Source organism: Microbacterium sp. SW12, assembly GCF_055391095.1.
Genome location: NZ_AP024335.1, coordinates 574,688 through 596,522 on the forward strand (window position 1 = coordinate 574,688; position 21,835 = coordinate 596,522).

Here is a 21,835-nt window from a genome sequence, read left to right on the forward strand (position 1 = left end):
TTCGGGGGTCGTCGGGTCTGCGTGGCGGGTGAAAGCCGTGAGAAACATATTGTTACACCATCGAAACCTGGTGATAGATAGCATCTCGCTATGGATCGACGGAGTGACATCGATATCGACGCTCTGACGCGTGCGCTCGATGTCCATTCCCTCCGCATCCTCGTCGCGATCGATCAGACGGGATCGATCAGTGCCGCCGCTCGATCGCTCGGATACTCCCAGCCGACGATCACGCAGCACGTCCAGCGGCTCGAGGCCCGCCTGGGTGCGGCACTTGTCGTCCGCACCGCGCGGGCTGCTCGGCTCACCCCGACCGGCGCTCTGCTCGCGCAGCACGCGCCCCGAATCGACGCCAGCCTCACGGCGGCGGCTACCGAGCTGGCACGGATGCTGGGCCGTCGAGCCGACCTCGTGCGCATCGCCGCATCCGCCGATGCGGTCGGCACGGTTGTCGCACCAGCCCTCGGACGCCTCGCTGCGCAGCAGCCCGAGATCGACGCCTCGTTCGTGGAAGCATCCGACAACGCTGCGGCCCTCGCACTGGTTCAGGACGGTCGCGCCGACATCGCGGTGACACTCACGCTCGCCGTCAGCGGCGAACGCCACGCGATCGCCCGGCGCAGTGGGATGCGATCGACGTTCCTGTTCGCGGAAGAGATCGTCGCACTGAGCACTGCGGAGATCCAGGCAGCGGGAGGACGCATCGATCCCGCGCTCCTGGCCGACGAAATCTGGATCCGCGGCGACGGATCACCGGGCGACCTGCTCGCCGAGCGTCTCGAGCGCCCGCGCGCCGGCGATGACATACACGTCTCGAACGCCGCTGCAGCTGTGGCTCTCGCCCGGCACCGCGTGGGCACAACCTTCGTCGCCGAGAGCGCACTGGCCGGCATCGATCTTCCCGATGGCGTACGGGTGTGGGGACTGACCCCGGCAGTCACCCGCCGCGCAACCGCGACGGCCCTCGTCGAGGCTGCAACGATCCCCGCCGTCGAGTCGGCGCTTCGCGTGCTCGCCTCGCTCCGCCCCTCACCAGCCGACGTCGAGGTCATCCTCGACGCCAGACGCCGCAGCGCAAGCCACCGTGCCCGATTCAGTTCGTCCCGCACGACCTACCCCGCCCGAACCGCACCCCCAGAGGAGAGTCCTATGCCCTTCCCGTCCACCGCCCGCCTCGCCCAAGCCGGCGCCGTCGTTGCCGCGGGGGCGCTCCTGCTCACCGCGTGCAGTGGCGACCCGGCGCCGTCGGCGAGCACCGCGCTCGCTGACAGCGGCGAGCAGATCGACAGCATCACTGTCGCGCTGCCCGGATCGCTGTCCAACCTCTACGTCGGGCAGGAGTCCGGCATCCTGAACTACTACATCGCCTCGATCGCGCAGGAAGGTCTCGTCGCGATCGACGCCGACGGCGCCATCCAGCCCGCCCTCGCCGAGTCGTGGTCGCAGCCCGATGACGTCACCTACGTCTACGAGCTTCGCGATGACGCGATGTTCCAGGACGGCACGCCGGTCACGGCCGATGATGTCGTCTTCAGCCTCAACGAGGCTCGCGACGAGACCACCTCGCCCGGGCTTGCGTATTACATGACCAACGTCGAGTCGGTCGAGAAGACCGGCGACAGTGAGGTGACGATCACCCTCACTGAGCCGGATGCCGCCTTTGCGAAGAACATGAGCACCGGTGGCGCTGCCTTCATCACCTCGAAGGCGTTCTGGGAAGCCAACGACGGCAACGTCGGCACCGCGTCGTCGCTGCTGCTGGGTACCGGCCCCTACAAGGTCACCGAGTTCGCGCCCGACTCCCACGTCACCTTCGAGCGATCCGATACGTGGTGGGGCGAAGAGCCGAAGGTCAAGAACATCACCGTCAACTTCATTCCGGATGAGTCGACGCGGCTGCTGGCTGCGCAGTCCGGCGATATCGACGTTGCCTTCAACGTGCCGCTCGCGCAGTCCACGCAGTGGGAGAACCTCGACACGATGCGTGTCGACTACGTCAACGACCTGTCGTACGTCGGTCTGTACTTCAACACGACAGTCGCCCCGTTCGATGACCCCAAGGTGCGCGAGGCGATCGCCCACGCCGTCGATCGCGACGCCTACGTCGACAAGCTGCTGCGCGGACACGGCGAAGCCGCGACCGCGATCATGACCCCCGAGTCCCTCGCCGCGGTGTACTCCCCGGATGTCGCTCGCGAAAAGCTCGCCGAGATCCCGCAGTGGGACTTCGACCTGGATGCTGCCAAGGCCGCCCTTGCCGAGTCGGGCTACCCCGACGGGTTCGAGGCCGAGATCCTGACCCCGAACACGGGCCCCCAGCTCGGCACCGCCGCGCAGGCTCTCTCCCAGAATCTCGCCGAGATCGGCATCACGCTGAACGTGCGTGAGGTTCCGATCGAGGAGTGGCTGGCCAGCCTGGACGCCTCCAGCGACTACGGGCTGAACATGATGTGGTACTTCTCGACGCTCGGCGACCCCGCCGAGATCCCGAGCTACCTGCTGGGCGTCGGCAACCCCGCCGCGTACGACAACCCCGAGATCATGGCGCTGCTCTCGGAGGTGGGCGCCGAGTCCAACCCGAGCGATCGCATCGACCTGCTCATCGAGGCCGAGACGCTGCAGGCCGAGGATGCCGTCAACATTCCGCTGTGGTGGGGCCAGTCGGCAACCGCGTTTGCCAAGGACCTCGGGATGAACGATTACAGCCCCTTCGCGTTCATCTCGTCCTGGCCGACGCAGCTCTACCGCGCAGCGCAGTAGCCCCGACGGAACCATCACTGTGACAACAGGTTCACCCCTCCGGGCACGCGCCCCGCGATCACGGCCGCTTGGCCGCATGCTCGCGGTGCGCGTGCTCGGCATGCTCGGCGTGCTGCTGGTTCTTTCCTTCATCGTCTTCTCGCTCATGTACCTCGCGCCGGGCGACATCGTGAAGAACCTGCTGGGCAATCGCCCGTCCTCACCGGATGCGGTGGCAGCCATCCGCGCCCAGTACCACCTTGATGACCCGTTCCTCGTGCAGTACGTGCGCTGGCTCGGCGGTTTCGTCACCGGTGACCTCGGCGAGTCGATCCGGTTGCAGACTTCTGTCTCCGATGCGATCTCCTCCCGTGTCGGCCTGACCGCGGCACTGTGCGGGATCGCGTTCGTCATCGCCCTGGTCGTCGCGATCCCGCTCGGAGTGCGCAGCGCCGTGCGGGCCGGCGGGGCATCCGACCGCACAGCCAGCGCGCTCGCGGTCGTCGGCCTCAGCGCCCCCACGTTCGCCGTCGGTCTGCTGCTCCTCTACGTCTTCGCGTACTACCTTCCGGTCTTCCCGGTGTACGGGGCAGGGTCAGGCGGACTCGACACGCTCTGGCACCTCGTGCTCCCGGCGATCACCCTCGCCCTGGGACTTGGGGCCATCATCCTGAAACTGACGCGCACCGCCATGCTCCGCGAACTCGAAGCCGACTACGTCACCTCGGCGCGCGCTCGCGGTCTGTCAGAGCGCAGCGTTCAGCGGATCGCGCTGCGCAACGCCGCGATCCCCATCGTGACCGGCGCGAGCCTGGTGCTGACCTTCCTCGTCGGCGGCACGGTGCTGGCCGAGACGACCTTCGCGCTGCCGGGGCTCGGGACCCTGCTACAGGACTCCGTCCTGTTCAAAGACATCGCCGTCGTGCAATCGCTCACGCTCCTGGTCGCCATCGTCATCGCGGTGATCGCGCTCCTTGCCGACATCGCCTACATCCTGCTCGACCCGCGGGTACGTGAACGGGGGGTGCCGGCATGACCGCCGCGATCGAACTCATGAGCTCGCCGACACGCCGGCGCAGGCGGATGCCGACTCTCATCATCCTGTCGGTGGGCCTGATCGCTCTCGTGGTGCTGGCGGCGGTCCTCGGCCCGCTGCTGTTCCCCGATGCGATGCGCCAAGACATCCTCTCCGCGCTCCTGGCGCCGGGTCAGGACGGGCATCTCCTCGGCACAGACGAGCTCGGTCGCGACGTGTTCGCCATGACGGTCGCAGGCACCGCGTCGGCCCTGGTCGGACCGGTGTGTGTCGCCCTCGGATCGATGCTGCTCGGCATCCTGCTCGGCACTCTCGCGGGTTACGAACGCGGCTGGCTCGATTTCCTGATCAGCCGCTGGACCGACCTGTTGCTGGCGCTTCCGGTGCTGCTGGCCGCGATCGTCGTCGCCGGTGTGTTCGGCGGCGGGTACTGGGTCACGGTGGTGTTGCTCATCGCGCTGTTCTCGCCCTCCGACATCCGGATCGTGCGTGCCGGCGTGCTCGAGCAGTCGGCCCGGCCCTACATCGAAGCGGCCCAGATGCTCTCACTCTCGCGCTGGCGCGTGATGTTCCGCCACATCCTGCCGAACGTGTCGACCCTCGTGATCACGAACGCGATGCTCAACGTCGCCTTCGCGATCGTCGCGTTCTCTTCCCTGTCGTTCCTCGGCGTCGGCGTCCCACCGGGGACTGCCGACTGGGGCCGCCAGCTCACCGACAACCGGGCGATCATGTTCGACAACCCGGCAGCCGTCATGGTTCCGGCCGCCCTCATCATCGTGGTCGCGTGCGCCGTGAACCTCGTCGGCGACTGGCTGGGTCAGCGCCTCTCGCAGGTCGGAGAAGACGCATGACCGGCGTGCAGATTCAGGGGCTCACGGTGCGGGGGCCACAGGGCGTCATGGTCGAGCCGTTCGACGCGACCATCGCTCCGGGCCGAACGCTCGCCATCATCGGCGAGTCCGGATCGGGCAAGACCCTCAGCGCGAAGAGTCTCATCGGCCTCCTGCCCCGTGGCTTCCGCGCCGCGGGAACTGCCGTCGTTGGTGACATCACGCTCGCCCTGGATGCCGCACCTGCAGCGTGGACGTCCGTGCGCGGGTCGACCGTCGCGCTGCTGCTGCAGGATCCGTTCACGAGCCTCTCGCCGGTGCACCGGTGCGGCGATCAGATCGCGTGGACGCTGCGGGCGGCATCCGATCGGCGGATCGCGGCATCCGAACTCACCCGCGAGGTCGCCGCGCGGCTGGCTGAAGTGAAGCTTCCCGAACGTGTCGCGCGGGCCTTCCCGCATCAGCTCTCGGGTGGGATGCGGCAGCGGGTGGCTATCGCGGCGGCACTGGCCGCTGACCCGAAGCTCCTCATCGCCGATGAGCCGACCACCGCGCTTGACGCATCGAACCAGGCCGAGATCCTCGACTTGCTGCGCGCGGTGCAGGCACGTCGTGATCTCTCGGTGATCCTCATCTCGCACGACCTCGGGCTCGTGCGTGGACGCACCGACGACGTCCTGGTCATGCAGCACGGCGTCATCGTCGAGCGGGGAGCAACCGGCGATGTGCTGTCTGCTCCGAAGCATCCGTACACTCGTGCGCTCATCGACGCGGACCCCGCCCTCGCCCCGCCGCGTGAAGCTGCTGCCCCCGAGGCCGACCCGACGCCCACGCTCGTGCAGGCGACAGGAGTGACGAAGCACTTCGGGGAACGCACGGTGCTGGATGGTGTCGACCTGCGCATCGGCGAAGGCGAGATCGTCGGCGTGGTCGGAGAGTCCGGGTCGGGCAAGTCCACACTTGCGCGCTGCATCGCCGGGCTGGAGCGCGAAGACGGCGGAGTCATCTCCTTTGCCGGTGAGAACCTCGCGCCCGGACGCCGCTCGCGCACGCCAGCGCAGATGCAGATCGTGTTCCAAGACCCGTACTCGTCGCTGAACCCGATGATGTCGATCGGCTCGATCCTGCGCGAAGCCCTCGCCGTCGCGCGCCGCCCGGCATCCGATGTTGCAGTGCTGCTCGAGACCGTGGGGCTTCCCGCCGACTTCGCCGGCAAGCGCCCGGCCGAACTGTCGGGTGGTCAGCGCCAGCGCGTCGCTATCGCGCGTGCCCTCGCGCCGAGGCCGCGCCTCCTCATCTGCGACGAGTCGGTCTCAGCACTCGATGTCTCGGTGCAAGCCCAGATCCTCGCGCTGTTGACCACGCTGCGCGACGACCTCGGTATCTCGCTGCTGTTCATCTCGCACGACCTGGCAGTCGTGCGACTGCTCGCCGACTCGGTCACGGTGCTCTGGGACGGTCGTGTGATCGAGAGCGGACCGTGCGAACAGGTGCTCACCGAGCCCCGACACGAATACACCCGGATGCTGGTTGCCGCCGCGCACCGCGAGAACACGTCGGTGGGTACCGGCGAGAGAGAAGACTGACGTGCAATCGATCGAACCGGTGCTCGCGGAAGGCGCAGAAGCCGTCACCGCGGTTCTGGATGCCGGCCTGGCTCAAGCTCTGGGTGCTGAGCGAGCGGCACGCTGGCGGGTCGAGCGGACCGGGTACCGCCCCACGGCGCACACGCTCGGGAGCGGCGCCGGCATCCTGGCTGCCGCGCTCACGTCCGGTCGCCCCGCGACCGCCGCGACCAAGATCGTCGATCTGTGGGCCTCGCCTGAGGCACCGACTGACGCTGCCGATCGCCTCATCGCGGGTGTGATCGCTGCGGCAGCTGAGCGCGGGGATGCCGCCGTGAAGTGGGAACTGCCCGAGGGCGCCGCGGTTCCCTCATCGGCCGCAGCGCACGGGTTCTCGCCCCTGCGCGCCCCCTGGGGAGCTGTCGGCACCGAGGGGACGCAGGGCCTCGTGCGCTGGCTCATTCCCCTGACCCATGACGAGCCTGGATACTACGGACAGACGACTCTTTTCACGTGCGGAGCGGTCGCGGCCCTCATCGCGACCGAGCGCTTCGGCAGCCCCGGGTTCGCGGGCGAGACCGTGCCCGATCGTGATCTCGAGATCGACTTCTGGCGGCGCGCCAGCAACTACCCGGCCTGTGAACCGCTCGGACTGGCCGTCACGGTGCAGGAGCACGTCGGCTCTCGCGGCGCGGTGGAGGTCGCGCTCGACCACCCGGGACCGGTCCTGCTGGAGGACTTCACCGGCTTCGACTATGACTTCCGGGCAGAGCTGCAGCGGGAATCGCGTAAACGCGCGGCAGATCTCGGCATCCCGGTGGGCAACGCACGCATCGCGATGACTGAAGTCGCGGCGCGGGTGGCAGCGGGCGAGCAGGCCCTGCTTCTCATCGACGAGGCGCCGATGCACGCCGACCCCGGACCGCACTGGATCGTGGCTCACGCCGCTGCTGGCCCCTATGTCGTCGTGGAGGACCCGTGGGTGAACCGGGCGACGGGGGAGACCTGGGTCGACACGCACGACCTTCCGATCCACGTCGATGACCTGGAGCGTCTCGTCGCCTGGGGGCCCGACGGCTACCGGGGCGTCATCTTCCTCTCGCCGCGCTGAGTCGACGGGCCGGGCCGGGCGGATGTCCGGGCTCGCGAATAGACTTGCGGGGTTATGGATGTGGTGGATGACGAGCTTCTGACCGGCCTGAATCCGCCGCAGCGTGAGGCGGTGCTGTACCGGGGCCCGGCGCTCCTGATCGTCGCGGGCGCGGGGTCGGGGAAGACCCGCGTGCTCACCCACCGGATCGCGTCGCTGCTGCGCAGCGGCGAGGCCTACCCCAGCCAGATTCTCGCCATCACGTTCACCAACAAAGCGGCCGGTGAGATGCGCGAGCGCGTCGAACAGCTCGTCGGGGAACGCGGGCGCGGCATGTGGATCTCGACGTTCCACTCTGCGTGTGTGCGTATCCTGCGGCGCGAGGCCGAGCAGTTCGGCTTCACGAAGGCGTTCACGATCTACGACTCGGGCGACTCCCGCGCGCTCATCAAGCGCCTCGTGAAAGAGCATGAGGCCGACGCTCTCGGGCTGACCCCCGCTGGCGTGCAGGGACGGATCTCCAAGCTCAAGAACGAACTCGCGGATGCCGAGTCCTTCGCCCGGCAGGCGAACATGAGCGACCCCGCCGAGCGCCTCTTTGTGGAGATCTTCGGTGACTACCAGCGCGCTTTACAGCGCGCCAACGCGTTCGATTTCGACGACCTCATCGCCCAGACCGTGTATCTGTTCCGCGCGTTTCCGCAGGTTGCGGATGTCTACCGCCGGCGCTTTCGACACGTCCTCGTCGACGAGTACCAAGACACCAACCACGCGCAGTACGCGCTGATCCACGAACTCACTCGCCCCGTCACGGGGGCTGCAGCCGAGCCGTATTCCGTCGGCGGAATGATGATCTTCGAGCCCGATCAGGCGCCCGAGCTCGAGGGCGCCTCTCTTACTGTCGTGGGCGATTCCGATCAGTCGATCTACGCGTTCCGCGGCGCCGACATCCGCAACATCAGCGAGTTCGAGCGCGACTTCCCGGGTGCGAAGGTCGTGCTGCTCGAGCAGAACTACCGATCGACGCAGAACATCCTCTCGGCGGCGAACGCCGTCATCGGCAACAACTTCGACCGCAAAGAGAAGAAGCTCTGGACCGATGTCGGAGCCGGTGATCCCATCGTGGGCTTCACCGGCTATTCGCAGCACGACGAGGCCCAGTTCGTCGCCGACGAGATCGAAGCGCTCCACCGTCGCGGCGTCGAGTACGGCCAGATGGCGGTCTTCTACCGCACGAACTCGCAATCCCGTGCGCTGGAAGAGATCTTCATCCGTTCGGCGGTGCCCTACAAGATCATGGGTGGCACGAAGTTCTACGAACGCGCCGAGATCAAGGATGCCCTCGCGTACCTTGTCGCCGTCGCCAACCCCGCCGACGAGATGGCGGTGCGCCGCATCCTGAACAAGCCGCGGCGCGGTATCGGCGACGTGACCGAGACCGCCATCGCCCGGTACGCGGCAGACGAACAGATCACGTTCCGCGATGCCCTCGCTAACGCCTCTGCGCTCGGCGTCGGACCGAAGATCCAAGCCGCGATCGTGCAGCTGGATGCCGTCCTCGCCGAGGCAAGCGCCCTCATGCTCCCCGCCTCCGGCGAGCTCCCGCCGCCCACCACCGTGGCCGAGGGCCTGCAGCTGCTTCTGAACAAGTCGGGTTACCTCGACGCGCTGCGCGCCTCCCGGGATCCGCAGGATGAAGCGCGCGTTGAGAACCTCGACGAACTCGTCGCCGTCACCCGCGAGTTCGCCCGCAACAATCCCGACGGCACGATCATCGACTTCCTCACCGAGGTCGCCCTCGTCGCGGATGCCGACGACCTCGACGATGCGAGCGGGTCAGTTTCTCTCATGACGATGCATACGGCGAAGGGCCTGGAGTACGACACCGTGTTCATCACGGGTGTCGAAGAAGATCTCATCCCGCACCGCATCTCGGCCGGGGAGCCGGGCGGACCCCAGGAAGAGCGGCGGCTGTTCTACGTCGGCGTCACGCGTGCTCGAGCGCGGCTCTATCTCACGCTCGCGATGACCCGCGCGCAGTTCGGCGAAGTGTCGGTCGCGATGCCCAGCCGGTTCCTGCAAGAGATCCCTGCGACGCTCATCGATTGGCGCCAGTCCCCGGGTGATGTGAACTCCCGTGGGGGTTCCCAGTCCCGCGCACTCAATGCCCGGCCAGTGCGGGGCGGGTTCGGGTCGGGCGCGGGCGGCGGCTTCGGGGGCTCGGGCCGTTACGGCGACGCGCTCGTGCCGAAGTCGACATCGATCGACAAGTTCGCCAACCGCATCCCCGCGAAGGTGCGCGACAACGGTGACATGGAGCTCGCGCCAGGTGACCGCATCCGTCACGACGACTTCGGCGAAGGACGAGTGGATGCCGTCACCGGGGAGGGTGCGAAGCGCGTCGCGCATGTGCGTTTCGACACTGCCGGAGCCAAGAAGCTTCTGATCAAGATCGCCCCGATCGAGAAGCTCTGACTGCCGCGTCTGGCCAGCGTGCCAGGACTTTCGCCCCTGAGCGCCGCCGGTAGCCGAGCGTACGATGGCGATGACGGCGTGAGCGAGGGCGCACCAGCGCCCAGGGCAGGTCAGGCCCGCTGGCAGAAGGAGGCTCATGACCCTCGCCTCAGTGCTCACGGTGCTCGCCGATCACCCGGTGCTCGTGCTGTTCCTGGTCACGGGCGTCGGTGCGGCAATCGGGCGCGTCCGGCTGTGGGGGATGTCCCTCGGTGCGGTAGCCGTGCTCTTCACGATGATTGCGCTCACGGCGTGGGGGGTGTCCCAGGGCGTCACGATCGAGGTGCCCTCATACGTCGGTGATTTTGGTTTGGTGCTCTTCGCGTTCAGTATCGGGGTCATCGCCGGGCCGGGGTTCGTGAACGCCCTCCGCACGTCGTACTGGATGCTGCTGCTCGTCTCGGCCATCATGATCGTCGCGGCAGCCCTGACGCTGGGCCTCGGGACAATGCTGGATTTGTCGCCGGAAACGATCGCCGGTGCCTACGCCGGCTCGGTCACGAGCACACCCGCCCTCGCTGCGACGGGGGGTAGTCCCGCAGCGACAGTCGGGTACGCGAGCACGTACATCTTCGGCGTCATCGGGGCGATGGGCGCCGTCGTGCTCGCGCTTCGCCACAGTCGCACAGACGCTGACGCACCACCACGGATCGTCGATCTCGTGATCCGCATCGACACCGACAGCACCCCCACGATGACCGACCTCACGCGGCGGCACGGCGGCCGGGTGCTGGTCTCCCGCCTGCGTCGCCCCGACGGGGAGGTCATCGTCGTCGGTCCCGACACGGTGCTCGAAAAGGGCGCGATCATCAACGTGGTGGGCCCCGAGCGGGTCGTGGCAGCCGTTACCGACGAACTGGGGCATCCGTCCACGGTCAACATCACCCACGACCGCAGTCGGCTCGACTACCGGCGGATCATTCTGTCGGACTCGCGGTGGTCGGGGCGCACGATCGCCCAGCTCGGTGTCGCCGAGCGATTCGGCGCGACGATCGTGCGGGTGCGGCGCGGGGATGTCGAGTTCCTCGGGACCCCCGACTTCGTGCTGCACCAGGGCGACAGGCTCCGTGTTGTTGCTCCCCGCGACCAACTGCCCGAGGTCACTGCCTTCCTCGGCGACTCCGAACGCGGCATGGCCGACCTCAATCCCGTGGCCCTGGGCCTCGGTATCGCCGCCGGCATGCTGCTCGGGCTCATCGAAGTGCCGCTGCCCGGCGGGTCCCACCTGTCGCTCGGAGCTGCCGCCGGGGCGCTCATCGTTGGCCTGGTGATGGGCAGGATCGGGCGGATCGGTCGATTCGTGACGACGATTCCGAACGCGGCGGCCACAGCCCTGGGCGAGCTCGGCCTCCTGATCTTCCTTGCGTACGCCGGATCGAAGGCGGGATCGCAGATTCTGCAGGCGATCGCATCCGGAGAGATCGTCGCCCTCGTCGGAATCGGCCTGGTCGTGACGTCCTTCGCGATGTTCGGCACTTACCTGCTCGTGCGACACATCCTGCACCTGGGTGGGACGAAGCTGTCGGGTGTCATTGCCGGAGCGCAGACGAACACCGCCATCCTCGCATTCGCCCAAGAACGGACCGGTCACGATGTCCGTGTCGCGCTTGGCTACAGCCTCGTGTATCCGACGGCGCTTGTGGTGAAGATCCTGCTGGCACAGCTGCTGACGCTGCTGTGAAGGGTGCGGCCGAGACCTACCGTGTTTCCCCACCTGTGACAACTCTGGTGCCGTTAGGCGCTCGACGTCTGTAGCCTCGAAACATGGCTCTGTTCTCTCGACGCCCCGCAGCAACGCCTGCCGAGACGCCCGAGGGCGCCTCCGACGACGCGGCATCCGTTGACGACGCGGTCGTCGCCGACACCACACCCGACGTCGACCCGGCAGCTTCGCAGCCCTCCGAGATCACTGACGAGGAACCAGATTTCGACGCGGTGGTCGGCATCTCGATGTCCTCATTCCAGGGTCTGGGAGCGCCAGCCCCGGCGGCCAATGCAGCAGAAACGGCAGGCGACGACGAGGCCGATGCTCCTCCCCGGCCGGGACTGCAAGACAACGGCCCGCTCGTGACAGCCCTCGCGAAGCTTCCGGAGCGCCCCGAGCCCGCGGAACTGCTGCAGGTCGCCCGCCAGCTTCTGCAGGGACACCTCTTCTTGCGGGTCAAGGGAGACGCGAAGCGGATGCTGGCCGAAGGCGAGAACATCCCCCTGGCCATCACGACAATCGGTGAGAAGCAGTACGTCCTCGTCTATAGCGGTGTCGCTGCTCTGCGCGCGAGCCTCGCTGCCGACGGCGCTACCGACACTTCGGCGATGGCCCAGCCCGCGCAGGCGGTGCTGCGGTTCCTGCTGTCGGGAACGTACGCCGGCCTCATCGTCGACCCGGCGTCTGCTCCCGCCAGAGCGATGCTGTCGCGGGAGCTCATCGCCCAGATGATGGAGCAGGCCGATCCCGACTTCAGCATCAAGAAGCTGCTCTCCGCTCGCCGCACCGAGTCCACACCCGACGATGTCGTGGCAGCCATTCCCTCAGCGCGTCTGTGGATCGCGGTGAACAAGCCCGACGGGTCCGATCAGGTCGGCGTCGCCGAGGCCCGCACTGCCGACGGTGACCGCCTCATCGAGGTGTTCACGCACCCCATCGAGATCGCCGCTCTTGGGCGCGGGGACCGGCCCGCGCCCGTCACCGGTGCGCAGCTGGGTGCTGCACTTCGCGCCGACCCCGGGCTTGCCGGCATCCTCATCGATCCCGCCGGTCCCTGGATTCGCCTCGACCGAGACGACCTCGCCCCGCTGATGGTCGAGGCTCCGGGCGATGGCGACTGACCGGGTCATCCTCGAAATCCCCGGCCCCGATGGTGACCGGGAGGTCGGGCTGTCGAGCCCCGATCGCGTGCTGTGGCCGACGGTCGGTATCACCAAGCGCGAGCTGGCTGAGTACCTGCTCGCCGTCGCCGAGCCCTTTCTGGCCGCCAACGGCCATCGCCCTGTTTCGCTCGAGCGCTACCCCGACTCGATCGAGGGTGAGATGTTCTTCTCGAAGAACCCGCCCAAGGGTGCACCGTCGTTCGTCGACACCGTCACCGTGACCTACAACAGCGGGCGTCGGCATCCGCAGATCGTGCTCACCGAGCCCGCCGCCGTCGTCTGGGCGGCACAGATGAACACCGTCGTCTTCCACCCCTGGGCTTCGCGGACCGAGAACACCGACAACCCCGTGGAGCTGCGCATTGACCTCGACCCGCAGCCAGGGACCGACTTCGCGGATGCTGCCGCCGTCGCCCCGGCGTTGCGCGATGTCCTCGCCGAGGCCGGCCTCCAGGCGTGGATCAAGACGAGCGGGAACCGCGGCATCCACCTGTTCTGCCCGATCGAGCCGGAGTGGGAGTTCCTCGACGTTCGGCACGCAGTCATTGCCGCGGGTCGCGAGCTGGAGCGACGGATGCCGGAACAGGTCACGACGAACTGGTGGAAGGAAGAGCGCGGGCAGCGCGTCTTCGTCGACTTCAACCAGGCAAATCGCGACCGCACGATGGCCGGAGCTTACAGCCCGCGCGCCCTCCCGACCGCAACCGTTGCCACCCCGATCACGTGGGAGGAGCTGGCCTCCGTCGATCCGGCATCCTTCACGGTGCGTACGGTGCCGCAGCGACTTGCCGAGCTCGGCGACCCGTGGGCCGACTTCGGAACATCCCCCGGGCGAATCGACACGCTGCTGGAGTGGTGGGAGCGTGACCTCGCCGCGGGCCTGGGCGAGTTGCCGTTCCCGCCCGAGTTCCCGAAGATGCCCGGCGAACCCCCACGGGTGCAACCGAGCCGGGCACGCAAACCCGACACGAGCGATCCTGAAACGGAAGAGACCGCGTGACCGAGAAGACTACCGACGGGGCGCGCTCCGATGCGACAGGCTCCGAAACACCGGCGACCATCGATCAGTGGGCAGCGCGCCTGCTTCAGACGCGCTGGATTGTCCGCGCCCCGATCCTGATCTTTCGTGCAGGCCTCGGCTGGTTGTTCGGCGGCAGGTTCGTGATGGTCGAGCACATCGGCCGCAAGAGCGGAGAGCCTCGTTACGTCGTGCTCGAGGTGATCGAGCGCGAGACGAACGCGCTCCGTGTCGCTTCCGGCCACGGCTCTCGCGCGCAGTGGCTGAAGAACCTCCACGCCAACCCCGCCGCCCGGCTCTGGGTCGGTCGCTCGAAGGGCGTGCCCGCGACGTCCCGCATCCTGCCCGAAGCCGATGCCGCAGCGGTCCTGGCACGCTATGCCCGCGTCCACCCGGATGCCTGGGAACACCTAAAGGGGGCGATGGACGAACTCAACGGGGGAGAGGTCGCCATCCCGGTGGTCGAGTTCACCCCGCCGGTCCGCTGACCGCGTCGCTGACCCTCAGCTCTCGAGCACCGCGCCCACGTCGTACGCGTTGACCGCCTCGAGCTGGTCATACGTGCACGAGCGCGGGTCACGATCCTCGCGCCACCGCACGAACTGCACGGTGTGGCGGAATCGCCACTTCTCGAGCTGGTCGTAGCGCACCTCGAGCACCAGCTCCGGGCGCAGCTGAACGAACGACACATCCTTGCCCGAGGCGAAGCGAGACCGCTCGCCCGCACCGGTCACCGCGGCGCCGGACTCGTCGCGCTCGACCAACGGTTCCAGCTCGTCGACCAGCTCGAGCCGGCGCTTGTCCGACCACGCTGCCACCCCGCCGACCTGAACGAGCTGACCCTCGTCGGTGTAGAGGCCAACGAGCAGCGAGCCGACGCCGCGACCGCTCTTGTGCACGCGGTATCCGAGTGCGACGACATCTGCCGTGCGCGCGTGCTTGATCTTGAACATCGTGCGCTTGCCCGGCGCATAGGGCTGTGCGAGCGGCTTCGCGACAACGCCGTCGAGGCCCGCCCCCTCGAATTCATCGAGCCAGCGGGCGGCCCGGTCAGGGTCGTCTGTCGTGCGCGTGATGTGCACCGGATGCGGCACGGCTTGCAGTAGGTCGAGGAGCTCCGCCCGCCGGGAGGCGAACGGCTCGCTGGCAAGATCGCGCTCGCCGCGGGCCAGGATGTCGAACGCGATGAACATCGCTGGGGTCTGCTCGCTCAGCATCCGCACCCTCGATTCGGCGGGATGGATGCGCTGCGTCAGCGCGTCCCAGTCCAGGCGCTGGGGGCCGGGCTCGCCCAGCGCGATGACGATCTCGCCGTCGAGGAGGCACGGCTCGGGCAGAAGCCGCGCGAACGCCTCGACGAGCTCCGGAAAGTAGCGCGTGAGCGGCTTCGCGCCGCGACTACCGATCTCGACATCCGTCCCGTCCCACGAGACGAGAGCGCGGAAGCCGTCCCACTTCGGTTCGAAGCTCAGGCCGCCCGCTACCGTGTCGGGGGCGGGGATGCTGTCGACGGACTTCGCGAGCATCGGCTCGGGTATGGCGTAGGGCATGCGGTCAGCATCCTGTCTGTTGGGGGTCGCTGTCGAGCCCCGGCGTCAGGACGGTGCCGGTTCGGTGCTCTTGCGCCGTGCCCACCGGGCTGGCGTGTTGGGTCCGTCCCAGACCTGCACGATGCCCCACGCCACCGCCGTAATCGGCACCGCGAGCACCGCGCCGACGATACCGCCGAGCACCGTGCCGACCGTCAGGGCGATCAGGATGACGAACGAGTGCAGCTTCATCGAGCGGCCCATGAGCACCGGTTGCAAGAAGTTGCCCTCGAGCTGGTTGACGAGCACGACGACTCCCACGACGAACAGCGCGTTGACCAGTCCGTTCGAGACCAGCGCGACCAGGGCCGCGAGGATTCCGGCCAGGGTCGCACCGACGATCGGGATGAACGCGAGAAGGAAGACGAGGACCGCGAGGGGGAGGGCGAGCGGCACGCCGAGGATCCACAGGCCGATGCCGATCCCGACCGCGTCGACGAACGCGACTGACGCGGTACCTCGGACGTAGGCGCCGAGCGTCGACACCGTCTTGTCGCCGATGCGGCGAGCCCGCGCTTCGGCGGAACCGCGGAACGGGCGGAGCAGAAACTCCCACATCCGCGGGCCGTCCTTCAAGAAGAAGAAGAGCACGACGACCAGCAGGACGAAACCGGTCGCGAAGTTAGCCACGACGCTGACGCCGGCGATGGCCCCAGTGCCGAACTGGGCACTCGTGATGAAGTCCTGAATCGACGAGATCCAGTCGTCGATCTGCTGCTGATCGATCCCGAACGGCAGCGTCTGCACCCACTGCCAGAGCTGCTGAGCGCCGGCCTCGGCCTGGCTGTAGAGCGAGTCCCACTGGTCTCGTACTGCCCAGACGATGAGCCAGCCGACGCCGCCGAGGATCAGCACGATCGTGAGCAGCGAGATGAGGGTCGCGAGGATCGAGGGCACGCCGCGACGGCGCATCCAACTCATCACCGGCGCGAACGCCGACGCGAAGATCAACGCGAGCAGCACCGGGATGACCACCAGCGTGATCTGTCGGAGTCCCCAGATGATGCCTGCCGCGAGGGCGACGACGACGATGATCTGCAGTCCCCGCGTTGCCAGCATCCCGAACTTGTCGCCCCACAGCTTGCTGGGCGGAACGATGCCGTCGTCGGGAACCGCCAGGGCGCTGTTGCTGTCTTTGGAGGAGCCGATGCCGAACAATCCCATGGCTCGACCGTAGCCGTCACTCGGACATGGGCGCACGGTCTTGACGACGCGCCCACCTATGCGGCACTGCATCCGGTGCCGCGCACGGGAGCCTGCCGTCAACCGCTGCCGAAGAGGGGAGTCTGGGGTCAGCCGCTGCCGAAGAAGTCGTCGAGCGTGATCGGCACGCCAGCCGCGTCGCTGAGCGCCGTGCGTGCGGCGTGCCAGCCGCTCATCCCGTGCACGCCGGGGCCCGGTGGGGTCGACGACGAGGCGAGATACACCCCCGGCAGCGGGGTTCGCCACGGATGCCGCGTCACGACGGGTCTGCGTATCGCCTGCGTCATCGTGAACGCGCCGCCCGAGATATCGCCGCCGATCTCGGCAGGGTTGGTGTGCGCACGGGTCACTGCTGTCGACGAATGCACCGCAAGTATCAGATCCCGCACGCCCGGCGCGAAGCGCTCCACTTGCGCGAGAACGGCATCCGTGGCATCCGTGGGGGAGTCGAGCGGGACGTGGGTGTACGCCCACAGGACCGCCTTGCCGGCGGGAGCGCGCGTCGGGTCGATCACCGACGGCTGCACGGCGAGCACGTACGGGTTCGCGGGAACCCGGCCGCGCACGACCTCCTGCTCGGCGGCGATGATCTCCTCCCGCGTTCCGCCCAGGTGCACCGTCGGGGCCAAACCCACGGTCGGGTCGCGCCACGGGACTGGTCCGTCAAGTGCGACATCCACCTTCATGACACCGGGCCCGTACCGATAGCGACGCACCGCCCTCGCGTATCGGGTCGGTAGCGCCGATGCCGTCAGCATCAGCCGCGGAGAGGTGTCGAGGATGAGCAGATCGCCGGCCGCCGGATCACCCCAGTCCAGGTCATCGAGCGACGCGACGCGCACTCCGGTCTCGATCACGCCCCCGTGAGCCCGGATGTCGGCGGCGAGGGCCTCGGCGATCGTCTGGGCGCCTCCGTGCGGAACGGGCCACCCGCCGGCGTGGGCCTGCGCCGTAAGCAACAGACCCGCCGCTGCCGACGCCAGGGACGGCATCCAGGTGTTCGCGTGAGCCATCGCTCCCGCCAGCAGCGCTGCGGCCCGCGGTGTGCGGAAGCTCGCCGCGCCGAGGCCCGTTCCCTGCTCGAGCACCCGCAAGCCGTACCGCACAGCCGTGAGCGGATGCCGCGGCATCCGTATCAGCTGATCGCCCGTGAACGTGACGAGCTCATTGATGTGGCGTGCTAGAGGTCGCGTCATCGCGAGCCAGGCGCGGCCGTCGGGGCCGAGATCGTCGGCAGTGCGGTCGATGTCACGCCACGCGATCGCCGCGGGTCCGCGATCGAGCGGGTGCGCGTAGGAGGCGTCAGGGTTCAGCCATGACACGACGCGGTGCAGGCCGAGCGCCCGGAAGATCGGGGAGGTCAGTGCGGCCGGATGAACCGCCGAACCGACATCGTGCCGGAATCCGGGAAGGGTCAGCGCCTCGGTGCGCAGTCCTCCGCCGATCGTGTCGGCAGCCTCGAGGACTCGCACCCGCAGTCCCGCCCGGGCGAGGACCGCCGCAGCGGTCAGTCCGTTCGGTCCGCTGCCCACCACGGTCGCGTGCGCCGCCATGCCGCCAGTCTGCCACCCCCGGCGCGTCCCGTTCCGGCATCCATCGCTGTTCGCATCCGCTGCGCCCGGCATCCGCTGCGCTAGATGTCAGCCGATCTCTGTTTCGGTCGCGCCGTGGTGCGGGTTCTGCGCGCGGGCACCCGCAACAGGGCGCGACCGAACGGAGAGCTTCATCGTTCGGTCGCGCCATTGTGTCGTTACCCGCTGGGGAACTCCGCACAACGGCGCGACCGAAACCTGGGCCGACGGGTCAGCGAGCGCCCCGCCCCGGCGCCTCAGGTTAGAGGTCGAGGGAGGTGTGCAGGCGGCGGGTGACTTCGGCCAGCGGCATCCGCTTGGGGAAGACCGCCACCACGACGTCATCAGGATCCGGATGCTCGGGGTCGGGGTGCACGCCGAACTTGCGCAGGAGGTCATCGAGGGCGGCTCGCAGCACCGACACCGGCACCGGTTCCCGGTCGCGCAAGAGCTGCCGCAGCACGTGGTTGTGGACGGCGGCGACGGATGCGGCGAAGCCGACGGCATCGATCGGATCAAGGCCCGGCAAAGCGCCGCGCAGGTACTCGTCGAAGAGTCGCTCGTAGCGGAACACCGTGACGATCTCGCGCTCGCGAAGTGCCGGCACCTTGCGCACCACGGAGTAGCGGCGCCGCGCGAGGTCGGGGTCGGCTGCGAAGTGTTCGAACACCGTGACCGCCGCATCGCATACCGCCACCCAGGGGTTCTCGTGCGGGTGAGACAGGTTCTCGCGCAGCTGGGCGAGCAGGAGCTCGTGGTCAGCGAACACGACGTCGTCCTTGCCGCCGAACTGGCGGAAGAACGTCGACCGGGAACTGCCCGCAGCCTGGGCGATCTGTTCCACGGATGTCGCATCGAAGCCGTTCCGGTCGAACAGGTCGAGCGCAACGGCGACGACCGCGGTCCGCGACGACGGTGTGGCGGCGGTGGTGTCGGACATGCCGTGAGCCTACCGCCGCAAGAACCGGCTCGTTCGGAACCGTTCAGCGCCGGGTAGTAGGCTGATTTCTCGGTCGAACTATCTCGACATCGAGACACTCCCTCACCCACCCGACGCCGCAGCGGAGGACACCAGCGTGGATCTGTACGAGTACCAGGCACGAGACCTATTCGAGAAGTACGGGGTGCCGGTGCTCCCCGGCATCATCGCCGACACTCCTGAGGAGGCGAAGGCGGCTGCCGAGAAGATCGGCGGTGTCGTCGTCGTCAAGGCTCAGGTCAAGACCGGAGGCCGCGGCAAAGCCGGCGGTGTGAAGGTCGCGAAGAACGCCGACGAAGCCTATGAGGCAGCGAAAGCGATCCTCGGGCTGGACATCAAGGGCCACGTCGTCCAGCGCGTCATGGTCGCCGCGGGCGCTTCGATCGAGCAGGAGTTCTACTTCTCCGTGCTGCTCGACCGCTCGAACCGTTCCTACCTGTCGCTGTGCTCCGTTGAGGGCGGCATGGAGATCGAGCAGCTCGCGGTCGAGAAGCCCGAGGCCTTGGCCCGCGTCGAGGTCAACCCGCTCACGGGCATCGACAAGGACAAGGCGGTCGAGATCGCCACCGCAGCGAAGTTCCCCGCGGAGCTCGTCGACAAGGTCGCGGATGCCTTCGTGAAGCTCTACGACGTCTACACCGGCGAGGGCGCGACCCTGGTCGAGGTCAACCCGCTCATCCTCGACGGCGACGGCAACATCATCGCCCTCGACGGCAAGGTCACCCTCGATGACAACGCGAGTGAGGTGCGCCACCCCGAGCACGAAGAGCTCGAAGACAAGGGTGCGGCCGACCCGCTCGAGGCCAAGGCCAAGGAGTCGGGCCTGAACTACGTCAAGCTCGACGGCGAGGTCGGCATCATCGGCAACGGTGCGGGTCTGGTCATGTCGACCCTCGACGTCGTCGCCTACGCCGGGGAGAACCACGGCGGCGTGAAGCCCGCCAACTTCCTCGACATCGGCGGTGGGGCATCCGCGACCATCATGGCCGCAGGCCTGGATGTGATTCTCGGTGACCCGCAGGTCAAGAGCGTGTTCGTCAACGTCTTCGGTGGAATCACCTCGTGTGTCGCGGTTGCCGACGGCATCGTGAAGGCGCTCGAGATTCTCGGGGATGCCGCGACCAAGCCGCTCGTGGTGCGCCTCGACGGCAACCAGGTGGAAGAGGGTCGCGCGATCCTCGCCGCCGCGAACCACCCGCTGGTCACCCTCGCCGCCGGTATGGACGAGGGCGCTGACAAGGCGGCCGAGCTGGCCGCCGCCTGATCGCGAAACCGGATAAGGACTTCTGACATGTCGATTTACCTCAACAAGGACTCCAAGGTCATCGTTCAGGGCATCACCGGCGGCGAGGGCACCAAGCACACCGCCCTCATGCTCAAGGCCGGCACCCAGGTCGTCGGCGGCGTGAACGCCCGCAAGGCCGGCACGACCGTCTCGCACACCGACAAGGACGGCAATCCCGTCGAGCTGCCGGTGTTCGCATCCGTCGCCGAAGCGATGGAGAAGACCGGGGCCGACGTCTCGATCGCGTTCGTGCCGCCCGCCTTCACGAAGGATGCCATGATCGAGGCCATCGACGCCGAGATCCCGCTGCTCGTGGTCATCACCGAGGGCGTGCCGGTCGGCGACACCGCCGAGGCCTGGGCCTACACGCAGTCCAAGGGCAACAAGACGCGGATCATCGGGCCGAACTGCCCCGGCATCATCACCCCCGGCGAGTCGCTCGTAGGCATCACCCCGGCCAACATCACCGGCAAGGGACCCATCGGCCTCGTCTCGAAGTCGGGCACCCTGACCTACCAGATGATGTTCGAGCTGCGCGACCTCGGTTTCTCGACCGCGATCGGTATCGGCGGCGACCCGATCATCGGTACGACCCACATCGACGCGCTTGCCGCGTTCGAGGCTGACCCCGAGACCAAGGCGATCGTCATGATCGGCGAGATCGGTGGTGACGCGGAAGAGCGCGCGGCAGCGTTCATCCAGGCCAACGTGACCAAGCCGGTCGTCGGCTACGTCGCGGGCTTCACCGCGCCCGAGGGTAAGACGATGGGCCACGCCGGCGCGATCGTGTCGGGCTCGGCAGGTACCGCTCAGGCCAAGAAGGAAGCCCTCGAGGCCGCGGGCGTGAAGGTCGGCAAGACGCCGTCCGAAACCGCCGCCCTGATGCGCGAGATCATCGAAAAGCTCTAACCGGCGAACCATTTCCGCGAACCCACATCTTCCGCGGCGAACCCACGTGTTCGCGCCACCGCAAGATGTGGGTTCGGGGGTGAGGATGTGGGTTCGGCACAGGACCGCGGACGGCTGTGCCCATGGTCGCGGGCTGGCGGTAGCCTGAAGCCATGCCACTGACCGGAGAGTACAAGCCGTCCACGTCGGAGTGGGCACGCACCCAGGCCGAGACCTATGAAGCCACGGGGGGTGCCGAAGCCAACGAGCTGCGAGGCGTGCCCGTCATCGTCCTGACGACACTCGGCGCGAAGTCCGGAGGACTGCGCAAGACCGCCCTCATGCGCGTCGAACATGACGGCAGCTACGCCGTGATCGCCTCGAAGGGTGGCGCACCTGACGAGCCCAAGTGGGCAGGCAATATGCGTAAGCACGCCACCGTCGAATTGCAGGATGGCGCGACCAAGCGTGACTACATCGCCCGCGAGGTCGAGGGTGACGAGCGTGAGCAGTGGTGGGCGCGCGCCGTCGAGGTGTGGCCCGACTACGCCGAGTATCAGAAGAAGACCGACCGGCTCATCGCGGTGTTCGTGCTCGATCCCGCCTAAGCCCGGGGCGCAGGCTGGGAGTCTGCTCGCAGTTCACGGGTTGTCCCGG

Annotated in this window: 17 protein-coding genes; 13 read left to right on the forward strand and 4 right to left on the reverse strand. The window is 67.9% G+C overall.

Going from position 1 to position 21,835, the window contains the following annotated elements; all coding sequences use genetic code 11:
• Nucleotides 1–90 precede the first annotated feature (90 nt).
• The 10 genes from MICSW_RS02920 (at nt 91) to MICSW_RS02965 (ending at nt 14,151) form a co-directional block, all read left to right on the forward strand.
• On the forward strand, nt 91–2,760 hold the full coding sequence (locus MICSW_RS02920) for an ABC transporter substrate-binding protein (protein ID WP_464496702.1): 2,670 nt from the start codon (nt 91–93) through the stop codon (nt 2,758–2,760).
• A gap of 76 nt (nt 2,761–2,836) precedes the next feature.
• Entirely contained in the window at nt 2,837–3,775 is a 939-nt protein-coding gene (locus MICSW_RS02925; RefSeq protein WP_464496703.1) for an ABC transporter permease, read from the forward strand.
• The gene (locus MICSW_RS02930) at nt 3,772–4,629 is read left to right on the forward strand and encodes an ABC transporter permease (protein ID WP_464496704.1); all 858 of its coding nucleotides are present in this window, start codon (nt 3,772–3,774) and stop codon (nt 4,627–4,629) included. Before MICSW_RS02925 ends, MICSW_RS02930 begins: the two co-directional genes overlap by 4 nt.
• Nucleotides 4,626–6,194: an ATP-binding cassette domain-containing protein gene (locus MICSW_RS02935; RefSeq protein WP_464496705.1), complete on the forward strand. Its 1,569-nt coding sequence runs from the start codon at nt 4,626–4,628 to the stop codon at nt 6,192–6,194. The genes MICSW_RS02930 and MICSW_RS02935 overlap by 4 nt, the downstream gene beginning before the upstream one ends.
• Before the next feature lies 1 nt (nt 6,195).
• Nucleotides 6,196–7,284, forward strand: a complete 1,089-nt coding sequence (locus tag MICSW_RS02940) for a peptidase C39 family protein (protein WP_464496706.1) — start codon at nt 6,196–6,198, stop codon at nt 7,282–7,284.
• A 54-nt stretch (nt 7,285–7,338) separates the two neighbouring features.
• A complete protein-coding gene (locus tag MICSW_RS02945) occupies nt 7,339–9,738 on the forward strand; it encodes an ATP-dependent helicase (RefSeq protein ID WP_464496707.1) in 2,400 nt (799 codons plus the stop codon).
• Between the two features lie 136 nt (nt 9,739–9,874).
• A complete protein-coding gene (locus tag MICSW_RS02950; protein ID WP_464496708.1) occupies nt 9,875–11,458 on the forward strand; it encodes an aspartate:alanine exchanger family transporter in 1,584 nt (527 codons plus the stop codon).
• Between the two features lie 83 nt (nt 11,459–11,541).
• A complete protein-coding gene (locus MICSW_RS02955; RefSeq protein ID WP_464496709.1) occupies nt 11,542–12,603 on the forward strand; it encodes an SseB family protein in 1,062 nt (353 codons plus the stop codon).
• Nucleotides 12,593–13,645, forward strand: coding sequence for a non-homologous end-joining DNA ligase (ligD, locus tag MICSW_RS02960; RefSeq protein WP_464496710.1), 1,053 nt, complete (start codon nt 12,593–12,595; stop codon nt 13,643–13,645). The genes MICSW_RS02955 and ligD overlap by 11 nt, the downstream gene beginning before the upstream one ends.
• Complete coding sequence (locus MICSW_RS02965; RefSeq protein WP_464496711.1) at nt 13,642–14,151, forward strand: nitroreductase family deazaflavin-dependent oxidoreductase; 510 nt, start codon at nt 13,642–13,644, stop codon at nt 14,149–14,151. Before ligD ends, MICSW_RS02965 begins: the two co-directional genes overlap by 4 nt.
• Nucleotides 14,152–14,166: 15 nt before the next feature.
• Here MICSW_RS02965 and MICSW_RS02970 read toward each other — a convergent pair whose 3' ends face one another.
• The 4 genes from MICSW_RS02970 to MICSW_RS02985 all read right to left on the reverse strand — a co-directional run bounded on the left by MICSW_RS02970 (nt 14,167) and on the right by MICSW_RS02985 (nt 18,966).
• Nucleotides 14,167–15,213 carry an ATP-dependent DNA ligase gene (locus tag MICSW_RS02970; protein WP_464496712.1) on the reverse strand — a complete coding sequence of 349 codons (1,047 nt, stop codon included), beginning with the start codon at nt 15,211–15,213 and terminating at the stop codon, nt 14,167–14,169.
• Between the two features lie 45 nt (nt 15,214–15,258).
• On the reverse strand, nt 15,259–16,416 hold the full coding sequence (locus MICSW_RS02975) for an AI-2E family transporter (RefSeq protein ID WP_464496713.1): 1,158 nt from the start codon (nt 16,414–16,416) through the stop codon (nt 15,259–15,261).
• A 128-nt stretch (nt 16,417–16,544) separates the two neighbouring features.
• The gene (locus MICSW_RS02980; RefSeq protein WP_464496714.1) at nt 16,545–18,008 is read right to left on the reverse strand and encodes a phytoene desaturase family protein; all 1,464 of its coding nucleotides are present in this window, start codon (nt 18,006–18,008) and stop codon (nt 16,545–16,547) included.
• Between the two features lie 280 nt (nt 18,009–18,288).
• Nucleotides 18,289–18,966, reverse strand: a complete 678-nt coding sequence (locus MICSW_RS02985; protein ID WP_464496715.1) for a TetR family transcriptional regulator — start codon at nt 18,964–18,966, stop codon at nt 18,289–18,291.
• A gap of 136 nt (nt 18,967–19,102) precedes the next feature.
• Here MICSW_RS02985 and sucC point away from each other — a divergent pair, with 136 nt between their 5' ends.
• The 3 genes from sucC to MICSW_RS03000 all read left to right on the forward strand — a co-directional run bounded on the left by sucC (nt 19,103) and on the right by MICSW_RS03000 (nt 21,786).
• Nucleotides 19,103–20,269: an ADP-forming succinate--CoA ligase subunit beta gene (gene sucC / locus MICSW_RS02990; RefSeq protein ID WP_464496716.1), complete on the forward strand. Its 1,167-nt coding sequence runs from the start codon at nt 19,103–19,105 to the stop codon at nt 20,267–20,269.
• A gap of 27 nt (nt 20,270–20,296) precedes the next feature.
• A complete protein-coding gene (sucD, locus tag MICSW_RS02995) occupies nt 20,297–21,199 on the forward strand; it encodes a succinate--CoA ligase subunit alpha (RefSeq protein ID WP_228179129.1) in 903 nt (300 codons plus the stop codon).
• Between the two features lie 152 nt (nt 21,200–21,351).
• The gene (locus tag MICSW_RS03000; RefSeq protein ID WP_228179130.1) at nt 21,352–21,786 is read left to right on the forward strand and encodes a nitroreductase family deazaflavin-dependent oxidoreductase; all 435 of its coding nucleotides are present in this window, start codon (nt 21,352–21,354) and stop codon (nt 21,784–21,786) included.
• The last annotated feature ends 49 nt before the right edge of the window (nt 21,787–21,835 follow it).